The organism is Thermostichus vulcanus str. 'Rupite' (assembly GCF_022848905.1).
In the GTDB taxonomy this organism is placed as follows: Bacteria; Cyanobacteriota; Cyanobacteriia; order Thermostichales; family Thermostichaceae; genus Thermostichus; species Thermostichus vulcanus_A.
Map to the genome: position 1 here is coordinate 1 of NZ_JAFIRA010000068.1, position 10648 is coordinate 10648.

The following is a 10648-nucleotide window of genomic DNA, read 5'->3' on the forward strand; positions in this document are numbered from 1 at the left end:
TTCTAACTCTACAAACTCTTGGATTTTGACTCCAGCAAGACCCAATAACTTATCAAGAGGAACCAATGTTCGTCATGGAACTCAGTATCTCATTATACTATCGACACCAAAATGTCAGGAGAGCCATACTCGTGAGTCATTCCTGTTTGATAGTTGTAGATACGCAGGCGATGGCGGTTCAACTGAATCACGCGATAACAGGTCACGCGATATTTGGAGAATGTAGCCGCCAGTGCATCAAAGGTGCGGTCATTGGAGCAGATAAATACCCGCCCTACTTCTGAATAATGCTGGGGTAGTGTACTGGCAAAAGCAATCATAAGACCATCGGTCATATCGTCACCTGCCGGAGCGTGCAGCAGATAGTACCCCCGCCTTTTTAGCTCAACATCTGCATTGCGGGCTTTCCAATTGGCGAACGCAAAACGATAGTTGATGGAAGTTTCCGTAACTTCCTGAATCCATTGCTCTTTGTCCACAGCTAACGTTTGGTTGTCAGCATCTAACAAAATGGCTCCCACCAAGCGCGGAGTTTCCGGTTGCCAGAGCTGGCCGATTTGCGTGATGAGCTGGGTATGAACTTCGGTTGTGAAAAACTGGGGCTGAAGGAGTTGACGCAGAAGGGTATCGGTTGCTCTAGAGATTCCCAGGCGCTGTTCATATTTTTCAAGAAATTGAGCGGCTTTTGTTACAAAGAGTGAGGATTGTGGATCCCATGCCTGCTTCTCTAGCAGCCAAAGATCGGGTTGATGCTGGCGAACTTGAGCCAAGGTCTCGGCTACCAGGAGACTGATTTCAAGCAGACGACGGATTGTACTCATAAAGCCGAGAATTTTTGTTGCCAATGATACGGCATGGGCAGATGGCTGATTGCAACTATTTGTTGGGGTATGGGGCAGTTGAAGTAGCCTAGCATAAAATAAATTTCAGTTTTGTCCAGAACGGTTTTCAGCTTCGGCTATGATAGGAGGGAGCCCATGTATGTGTATTGTACGGCAGCGGTCGAGCAGGCTGCGGGCAGATTCGGCCTGACCGAGCCTCTGTCTAAATTAGTGGAGCGACTGAAACAAGGGGATCCCACCCTGCTAGATCAACTGTTTGACATTCGTTTTCCCTACTGGAAACGTAACTTGGGGAAGAATGTCCGTTTAGTGGGTGATTTGCGTTGGCTAGATGAGGTGCCGATTTTGATCCTGTTTGGCCTGTGGCTACGGGGTAGTGGTGAATACCGGGATTTTTTGGATCACCGCACAGAAGCCAACTACCAAAGCAGAATCCGGGATGAGGTTCAGGATGAAGTCCTACGGGTTTGGGTGCAGGAACAACGGAAGCAGGAGGATGGGGTAGGGGATCCCCCAGAGTTACCCCAGGAACTCTATGGCTGGACGCAGTTTCTGCATACCCATGACTATGGGGAGCGGCTGGTTTTGGAGAGCGGCGAATGGGTGAAGCAAATGCAGAAGCTAACTGCGGAACAGCGCCAGCAGATCTACAAGGCTGTAGTGCAGTTGGTGGAGGATGTGCAAGGGATCCGCTATCGGCAGTTGCCAGAGTTCTTTCTAGGAGCAGCGGTTAAATGCTGGACAGAGGGATCGGTTTGTTTAGTAGTTAGCTTGGTGCAAGTGGAGGGGCAAGAGGAGCGGTTTCCGTTTCTGATCGGGGTTTATCAGGAGGTTCCGTCACAGAAGGAGCGGTTTGAGCTGGGGAAGAAGACGGGCTTATTCGGGTCGGGAGTAGATCAGCCGGATCTTTTGGAGCACCCCAGATCGTTGGAAACCTGGAAGCGATATGCCCACCGCGCCTATCCCTATTACATGGTGGGGGATGAGAGGATTTGGCTGGACATGCAGGCGGAGACGGAAGGCAACCTGGCTTTATCCCTGGAAGAAGAAGCCATTCTTCAACACGAGGCCATGCCCTTGCTGATCAATGGACGGGCGGGCAGCGGTAAATCCCTGATGTTGTACTATCGCTTTGCCGACTACTGCAGATATTATCTCAAGACGGGGCGCTATGAGGCGCCGCAGTACCGCCCGCTCTTTTTAACCTACAGCCCAGCTTTGGTCCAGCAGGCCCGAAATCGGGTGAGTAAAATCCTGCGGGTTAGCCACCTGCACCGACAGGAACAAGAGTTTTTGGAAACCGATATTCAAGAGTGCTGGGATTTTTTCAGTACTTTTCAGGAGTATTTGCTGAATTGTTTGCCCCCGGAGCGGCAGGAGCGCTATCAACCGGAGCGATACATTAATTTTTACCAATTCCGCCGCCGGTATCGCCATTTAGATGTGGAGCTGGCTTGGCATACCATTCGCACCTTGATCAAAGGCTACGACGTCAGCGACTATCTGGATCCCGAGAGCTATCGAGAATTACCCCAAGCGGATCGCAGTGTTGAGGATAGGGTCTTCGACCAGATTTATGAGAAGATTTGGCCGGGCTATCGGGATCTAACCACCCCTGGACACGGGGATTGCTGGGATGATCAAGATCTGGTTAGAGATGTCTTAGAAAACGGCACCCTGCAACCCATTCATCCGGTGATTTTCTGCGATGAAATTCAGGACTTTACCCAAGTTGAACTGAGTGTCATTCTCTGTCTATCCCCTTGGGGAAAATTTAAGTTAGACAGGCATATTCAACACCTGCCCTATGCCTTTGCTGGGGATCCCTTACAAACCATTAACCCTACCGGCTTTCGATGGAGTGTTCTTAAAAAATATCTTTATGAGCATATTCAGGCTCATCTGTTGCCAAATCATTGCTTTGAAGTGCCGGATTCTCAAGACCTACACAATAACTACCGCTGTGCTCCCCGTATTACCTGCCTCAGTAACGTAGTCAATTTATGGCGACAGATCCTCAATGAGGATAAGCAAATTGCTCCCCAGCGCCCGTGGTGGCCTCATGAACAAGAAATCACAGCTCAGATGTTGATCTTGAACAAAAACCTAACCCCGCTGGAATTGCGGCGGATGCTGAACAGCCGTACCGGTACGGTTTGCATCCTTCCCTGTGCTGTGGGGGAAGAACTCGACTACCTGCACCAGGATCCCCATCTTCGGCAGATTTTTGCCCAAGAGCTGGAGCAGCATCAAAAACCGGAAATGCTACAAACTGTCACAGCGGTTAAGGGGATGGAATTCAAAAAGATCATCCTCTATAAGTTCGGAGATTATTATTATTACCGCCACAAGTTCCACAAGCTCACCCATTATGCTCAAGGGCAAGACGTATCCCTGAAGTTACGCTATTTTCTCAACCAACTTTATGTTGGCATCACCCGTCCCATCAAAGCTTTGGCGATTGTGGACACCCCAGAGGCAGAGCAGCACTTCTGGGATCCCGCCCTGGAGATTGACTTTTGGCTGAATCAGCTGGAGGAGTCCGATCGGCGGCAGTGGCAGGATCATCCACCCTTGCTGAATCGCCCCGTGGTTGGGGGAGGTATCAACCTTTGGACGGCTGAAAATCTTCAGGATATGGCTCGCTTGGCGGTTGAGTTTCTCAAGCGGGGCGTGGAGGAAAAAAATCTGGATGCCCTCACCACGGCTCTGGGCTATGCGCGGCAGTTGGGTCAGCAGGAAGGGGTCGTGGAGTGCGAGGCATGGATAGCCAGTGTGGAGGGACGATACCTGGAAGCAGGGCAACAGTTCTTGCAGATGCAGACCTCAATGCTGCCCGACAAGGACCCCAAACGGGAAGCCTGGGAATGCTTCTGGAAAGGCAAGGCTTGGTCTGCCCTACAACAGCACCGCCAGGGGTTTGAAGGGATCCCGGACATCCCCGATTACAGTCCCTTAATAGATCTCATGGTGTTGCAGGGGGCAAAGGTCAAATTCTCGGCAGCCCCACTGTTCAGACAGGTGGTACGGGTGCGGGATTGGCTGGGTACAGGCGTGAGCCCAAAGCGCTGGGATGCCACCTGGAAAGCAGGGATAGAGGAATTTTTGAGACAACTGGAGAGGGTGGTCAACAGCCTGGAGTCCTTCTGCCCCCCACTGGAGGAGCGCAACCGGTTTTTGCAGGAAACCTGTGGGGCTTTGACCGGGCCCTTGGCTCTTCTCCAGCAGCGACGGGAGTTTGCCACGCGGCACCTAAAGATCCTGGGCACCTGTTACTTTTACCAGAACCAACTGGAAGAGGCAATCGCGGCTTGGGATCAGGGCGGGGAAACGGAGCATTCCCTGTACTACCGCACCAAGATTCAACTGGAGCCTCTCCCGGAGAAGGTGAAATGGTTAAACAAAGACCGCCAAGACCAGGAGGTGGTGCGCCTGTGGCAGGAGGCTGGATTCCCTCTCGCAGGGGAGTGGCAGCAGTATACCCATGTAGTCATGACCAGTCTAGAACGACTGAAGCAATGGTCTTTGTTGCTGCGAGTCCTGATCTGGTGCCGGAAATGGGAAAAACTCTGGCAAACGGTGCAGGCTTATCCCCAGGCATGGCGGCGGGGACACGACTATGAGCTGGTGGCCAGTGTGGCGCGGGATCCCTCCATAGATTGGAGAAGTTTTGAACGAGACGGTCTGCGCCCCTTTATGCAGCAGGTGCTGGCTAGTTTGGACGCGGAGTATGCTTGGTTCTCACGGCAGCGGGTATTGGAGTTGGGATTGGCTTATGAGCGGGTAGGTCTTTTTAGAGATACCCTCAGCTTCTACAACCGTTTTACCGAAGCCCAAGGCAGAGGAGGAATCGGCCTGCGTGGACGCTCTCAAATTCGCCAGCGCTGGCTGAAGACTTGCAAAAGGTATGTGGATGATCTCCAGAGGCAAGGGAAACCGACTGATATTCTGGAAGGTCAACTGCAGGAAAGGCAAGAACGCTGGAACGAGCCCATGCCTGCGGCGGAACCGGATCTTCCTGAATGGGATCCCTGGAGTTATCCGTTGGTGGAGCACCCCAGCCCGGTGCAGCAGTGGATCCTAGAGCAGGGTCAAACCAACACCCAATTTCGCCTGAGAGGGGAAATTCAGCAGGCCCTGGAGCGCCTCAACGACAGGCAACTGCAGCAGGTTCATGATCTGATCCAACGCCTGTAACGCTTCTGAAGCAACTCCTGAAAGCGGTGGCTTGGAACTCACCACCACCAGGGCTTAAGGGGGGTGCCGTCAGGGAAAGTGACTCCCGTCACCAGAGCGCCGCTGTGTTTCAGTCCTTCAATCCGGGATCCCTCTAGGTTGGCCTGTTCCAAGTTGGCCCGGCTGATATCCGCCCGGCGCAGATTGGCTCCCTGAAAGGCGGCACGACGTAGCTCAGCTCCAGTCAGATCGGCTTCTTCCAAGTCGGCATTTTGCAAATTGGCTCCCCGCAAATCAGCACGCTGCAACTTAGCCCCCCGCAAGTCAGCCCCCTGTAGGTTGGATCCCCGCAGGTCTGCCCCAGAGAGGTTAGATTCTCGCAACCGGATTTGGCAAAGCAGCAACCCTCGCAAATCCGCTTTGCTGAGGTCTTGGCCGGAGAGATTCTGTCCCTGGCCGCCGTAGTTTTGCAAATGCCAGATATGACGCAGCCGCTCCTCCAGGAGGGTCTCTTCCGACAGTCGGGATCCCCGCAGGCTGGTACCACTCACCTTCACCCCCCGCAAATCGGTTCCCCGCAGATCCGCCCCTTGCAGATCGGCCCCACTCAGCTTGGCCCGCTGCAAATCCGCCTGGCGCAAATCGGTTTGCTGCAATTTGGCACCGTTGAAGTTGCAAAAGCGCAAATTGGCTCCCCTGAGGTTGGCCTCCAGCAGATTCACCCCTCCCAGACGGGCTTCCTGGAGATCGGCCTTCTCCAAATCCGCGTAGGAAAAATCCCGTTCCCCTCGCCGATAGGCCACGATCACCCCCTGGGCTCCCCCCACCGGGCGAAAGGGGCTATAGGTGCGACAGGCCACCTGAGCTTCTGCAGCCTCCAACTGGGACAACAAGCGCCAAGCGGCCAAGCGCACCGCCCAAGAGCTATTGCCAGCCAAAGCCTCGATCAAATGGGTGAGACCCACCGGCCCATAGTTGAGCAACTGGGGTAAAGCAGCTAGGCGTACCGCTTCGTCCGCATGGGTGAGTCGCCGTTGTAGCCCTTCGATTCCTCCTAGAACCAGAGCATGGCTGGGGGCTGCCCCCGTGGGCCGTTGTCCTCCCAAGACCAGATCCCAAGCGGATGGCCGGGATCCCTTGCTGATACCAACCGCTGGCTGGGGGTTATCTGTCATGAGCGGATCCCGATCGTGTCAGCGGGACGGAGTCCCTTGTGTCCTAGCCTATACCCAACGCCCCACCACCACACGGATGGTGCCATCTTCTAGTTGTTCTTCTGCTTCGATGGCATAGCCCTGTTGGCGTGCTGAGCGCAGCAACTGCTTATGAGCATAGCGTTGCAGAATTGGCTGCAAAAAAGCCTGTTGATCGATTTTGGCCCCCCACAGATCCGCCACCAGCTCGTAGTGCTCACCCTGGCGACGGAACCCGATGTCGAAGCCATTTTTCTGGCGAATCACAAAGTCAGCCCGGGTGCGATTCCACAAGTAGCCCCGCAAGCTGGCATCCCGCTCCACCTGATAGCCCAATTCCTGGAGAGTTTCAGCCAGCAACTCCCCATCCTTAATCTGCACCTGAATCGTGGTGAAATGAGACATGGTTCAGCAATGCTACTCACAACAACGGGTACAAGATCCTCACTATAAAAGTGCCCCAGCGGCTGGGAAGAAAAGTTTAAGGAGCGTCACAAAAACGGATCCCCGGTTGGAAATCCCTCAAACCTCATGCGCTGAACTTTCTGGCTGCAGCTCAGGATGACTTTCTTCTGAGGCTTGCAGGCTATCCGGCCCATCCAAGCCACTGTCTAGCATTAACAAGGCTCCTGTCCGGGATCCCTGCCAGGGATCCAACACATCCCGAATCAGTACCTCCTGGATCCACACCTGCACAATTGCCGCCAAAGGCACGGCCAAAAACAGGCCCAGCACTCCGAAGAAAAAGGCAGACGTAATCTGGGCCACCAACGTCAGGGCAGGCAAAAGAGAAACCTGCCGCGACATCACAATCGGGGTGAAGACGCTGCTTTCCAACTGTTGGATCAAAATATACAAGCCTAGGACAGCCAAAGATTTCCAGGGGGCATCCGTCAGGGCCACCAGCATCGGGGCCACCACACTCAGGGTCGGGCCAATATTGGGGATAAAGTTAAACACCCCCGCCAGCACCGCATTGGCCAGGATCAGGGGTACCCCCAAAATCCACAACCCGATCCCACTCAGCAACATCACCAACGTGCTGGTCAGCATGATCCCCATCAGCCATCCCCGCAGGGCCAGCTCGCAGCGCTTGAGAATGTAGCGAATGCGGGGCCGATAAAAGGCCGGAAAAACCGACACAAAGGCGCGATTATAGGCTTGCGGATCCACCAACAACAAAATGGTGAGGATGATTACAAACAGCAGATTGATCAAGGTGGCGAAAAAGGCCGTAAACGACTGAGAGAAAAAGTCTCGCGCCTGCCGCACCAGCTCTGTTGCCTGCGGTACCAAGCTATTGGCCAACTCCCGTAGGGTGGGCAGCTCGATATCCGTGGGTAAGGAAAGAATGAAATTCTCAATCAGCCGCTGCGCCTGGAAGATCCCGTCCGGCACCACATCGGTAAACAGCCGCCCCAACTGATCCGCCAAGGGGGGCACCACAATTAACCCCACCAGGATGGTTCCTACCAAGACTGTTAGGCCGGTGATCGCAATCGAAGGACCACGCCGAAAGCCATAGCGCTGCGGGATCTGGGCCAGAGTATCCAGTGCCACCGCCAACACGATTGCCCCGAACACCAACAAAGCAATCTGCCGAATCTGCCAGAGCAGAACCAGCAAACCTAGCAATGCCCCCAACCCCAACCACTGGGCGAATGTCACGGCTCAACCCAACACCTCTGTTCGCCCTATCGTCGCATATTCACAAAAGATTTTGATAAGGTTCCAGGCAGCCTCCTTTTCAGCCTTTATGCGTGATCCTGTCCCTTTAGAAGCGGCTTTGGCCTTAGCCGATCTGACCGACGAAGTGCCTCTCCTTTCAGTGGGCGGAGTATCCGGTTACCTACAGTCTTTGCTGGGCGGGGATCCCTACCTAGTCCGCCTCTGGGTGACGGGGGAAGTCTCCAGTTGCAATCGCAGCCGCAATGGGCATTTGTTTCTCACCCTAACGGATCCGGAAACAGGCGATGCCTTGAGTGGGGTGATCTGGCAGAATCAAGCCGCCAAGCTCAGTTTTTGGCCGGAAGTGGGGCAACAGGTGATCGTGCTGGGTCAGGTGGGCATCTACAGCCGGAACAGCACCTATCGCATGGTCATTTGGCAATTATTGCCGGCGGGAGCAGGGCTGCTGGCGCTCCGATTTCAGCAACTCAAAGCCCGCCTCAGGGCCGAAGGGCTGTTCGATAATCAACGGCCTCTGCCCGCACACCCTCAGTGTATTGCGGTCGTCAGTTCGCCCCACGCCGCCGGTTGGGGAGATATTCAACGGACCCTCAACCGTCGCTACCCAGGCCTACGGGTGCTGTTTTCCCCGGCACAAGTCCAGGGGGAGGCAGCCCCTGAGTCGATTGTGCGAGCCATTCAGCGGGTAGAACGGGATGGACGGGCGGAAGTGCTCTTGGTGGCGCGGGGAGGGGGAGCGAGCGAAGATCTGGCCTGTTTTAACGATGAACGGGTGGTACGGGCAATCGCCGAGTGCCGGATCCCGGTGATCACGGGCATCGGCCACCAGCGGGATGAAACCTTGGCAGATTATGCGGCGGACTATGCAGCCCATACCCCAACTGCAGCGGCTGAGCGGGTTGTCCCTGACCTAGAAGAATTGCACCGTCAGGGATCCCAGCTACGGCAAACCTTAATCAACCGCATCAACCAAGCGCTCCAGAGGGCTCAGCACCAGCTCAACCACACCCAGCAGCACCTAGCCCTCGTCCATCCCGAACGGTTGATCCAAGCGGCCCAAGACCGGCTGACCCAACAGCGCCAGCGCCTCATCCAAGCCATGCGACATCATCTCCACCAGCAGCACCAGCAGCAACAGGCCCTGCGGGATCACCTGCAAGCCCTTGACCCGGAAGCTGTGCTCAGACGAGGCTATGCTTTGGTGCGGGATGAACAGGGATCCCTAGTCCGCACCCCTCATCTGCCCCCCGGAACCCGCTTGGTGATACAACTGGCCTCGGGACACTTACGGGTACAGGTAGAGGAGAAGGAGGAGAAAAAATGAAACGGCGTAAAAGTGAGGATCCCTGGCGCTATGAGGTGGCGATTGCCGAAGTGGAAACCCTGATCAATCAGATTGAATCGGGGGATCTGGATCTGGCGGAAGTGGTGGAACGCTTTCAGCAGGCTGCCCAAACCTTGAAAACCTGTGAAGCCTTTTTACAGGAAAAGCGCCGGCAGGTGGAAATTATTATTGAGCAACTGGATGAAACATATCCAACAGAGGATCTGGAGGAGTTTTAGGGATCCCTGCCCCAGTCTCGATCCTACGGATTTCCCCCATTCCCACCCCAATGTCCTGATTCTGATGCACTGATTTTTACTGATTTTTCCAGAGAGGCTGACTCAACCATGTCCGCGAAGATCCTGGATGGCAAAGCCCTAGCGGCTCGCCTACAAACCGAGATGGCAGAACAGGTGCAAACCTGGATCCCTCAGGTGGGTCGTCCGCCAGGTTTGGCGGTGTTGCGGGTTGGGGAGGATCCCGCCAGTGCTGCTTATGTACGGGGAAAGGAGCGGGCCTGTGAGCGGGTAGGCATGGCGTCTTTTGGTCAGCATTTCTCTGCTGAAGCGCCCCCTTCTCAGTTGCTCGACACCATCCTCCGGCTGAATCAGGATGAGCGCGTGGACGGGATCCTGGTCCAGCTCCCGCTACCCCCCGGCTGGGATCCCATCCCACCCCTATTGGCCATCGAACCGGATAAGGATGTGGATGGGTTGCACCCAATGAACTTGGGGCGACTGCTGCGCGGGGAACCAGGCTTGCAAAGTTGTACGCCTCTAGGGGTAATGCGCCTGTTGCAGACCGAAGGGATCCCGCTATCCGGCAAACAGGCTGTCGTGGTGGGGCGGAGCATTCTGGTGGGGAAGCCCTTGAGCTTAATGCTGTTGGCTGCCGATGCCACCGTAACCCTAGCCCATTCCCGCACCCCCGATCTGGCGGATGTGACCCGTCGTGCTGACATTGTGGTGATGGCGGTGGGCAAACCCAATCTGCTCTCTGCCGACATGGTCAAGCCAGGGGCAGTGGTCATCGATGTGGGCATCAACCGCACCCTAACCCCCGACGGATCCAGCCAATTGGTGGGTGATGTGTGCTACGAAGAGGTGAAGGAGGTGGCCGCTGCCATTACGCCTGTGCCAGGAGGTGTAGGGCCAATGACGGTGACGATGCTGCTACACAATACACTCGAAAGTTACCGCCTGCGGAATCGCCGAGGAAACGGTTGCAGCCTGTGAGCAAACCCTTCTCATTCCCAGGGGATCCGCTGGTAAAAGGGATCCCGATGGGGGGATGAGACTATCCCTCTTTCGTCACTCTAAGCAGAGGAGAACAGGATTGAGGTAGACATCCAAGGCCATCGGGATGAATTTAACTTCTCGATGAGTCGGGATAGACCTATCGATAGTTCAGGAATAGTATAAACT

General features: G+C 55.1%; 8 protein-coding genes. 4 read left to right on the forward strand and 4 right to left on the reverse strand.

What is annotated here, in order from left to right:
- Positions 1-92: 92 nt before the first annotated feature.
- Positions 93-845, reverse strand: coding sequence for a hypothetical protein (locus tag JX360_RS16330; RefSeq protein ID WP_244353058.1), 753 nt, complete (start codon positions 843-845; stop codon positions 93-95).
- A 132-nt stretch (positions 846-977) separates the two neighbouring features.
- Here JX360_RS16330 and JX360_RS16335 point away from each other — a divergent pair, with 132 nt between their 5' ends.
- Complete coding sequence (locus JX360_RS16335) at positions 978-5039, forward strand: hypothetical protein (RefSeq protein WP_244353059.1); 4062 nt, start codon at positions 978-980, stop codon at positions 5037-5039.
- A gap of 38 nt (positions 5040-5077) precedes the next feature.
- Here the strand turns inward: JX360_RS16335 and JX360_RS16340 are convergent, their stop codons facing one another.
- The 3 genes from JX360_RS16340 to JX360_RS16350 form a co-directional block, all read right to left on the reverse strand.
- Positions 5078-6193 carry a pentapeptide repeat-containing protein gene (locus JX360_RS16340; protein WP_244353060.1) on the reverse strand — a complete coding sequence of 372 codons (1116 nt, stop codon included), beginning with the start codon at positions 6191-6193 and terminating at the stop codon, positions 5078-5080.
- A 48-nt stretch (positions 6194-6241) separates the two neighbouring features.
- Positions 6242-6616 (reverse strand): DUF1257 domain-containing protein, encoded by a 375-nt coding sequence (locus JX360_RS16345; RefSeq protein ID WP_244353061.1) that lies wholly within the window; start codon positions 6614-6616, stop codon positions 6242-6244.
- A 117-nt stretch (positions 6617-6733) separates the two neighbouring features.
- Complete coding sequence (locus JX360_RS16350) at positions 6734-7879, reverse strand: AI-2E family transporter (RefSeq protein ID WP_244353062.1); 1146 nt, start codon at positions 7877-7879, stop codon at positions 6734-6736.
- An 88-nt stretch (positions 7880-7967) separates the two neighbouring features.
- On the opposite strand from JX360_RS16350, the gene xseA reads away from it, so the two are divergent.
- The 3 genes from xseA to folD all read left to right on the forward strand — a co-directional run bounded on the left by xseA (position 7968) and on the right by folD (position 10459).
- Positions 7968-9224 carry an exodeoxyribonuclease VII large subunit gene (xseA, locus tag JX360_RS16355; protein ID WP_244353063.1) on the forward strand — a complete coding sequence of 419 codons (1257 nt, stop codon included), beginning with the start codon at positions 7968-7970 and terminating at the stop codon, positions 9222-9224.
- On the forward strand, positions 9221-9463 hold the full coding sequence (xseB, locus tag JX360_RS16360) for an exodeoxyribonuclease VII small subunit (protein ID WP_244353064.1): 243 nt from the start codon (positions 9221-9223) through the stop codon (positions 9461-9463). Before xseA ends, xseB begins: the two co-directional genes overlap by 4 nt.
- 108 nt (positions 9464-9571) lie before the next feature.
- Complete coding sequence (folD, locus tag JX360_RS16365; protein WP_244353065.1) at positions 9572-10459, forward strand: bifunctional methylenetetrahydrofolate dehydrogenase/methenyltetrahydrofolate cyclohydrolase FolD; 888 nt, start codon at positions 9572-9574, stop codon at positions 10457-10459.
- Positions 10460-10648 lie beyond the last annotated feature (189 nt).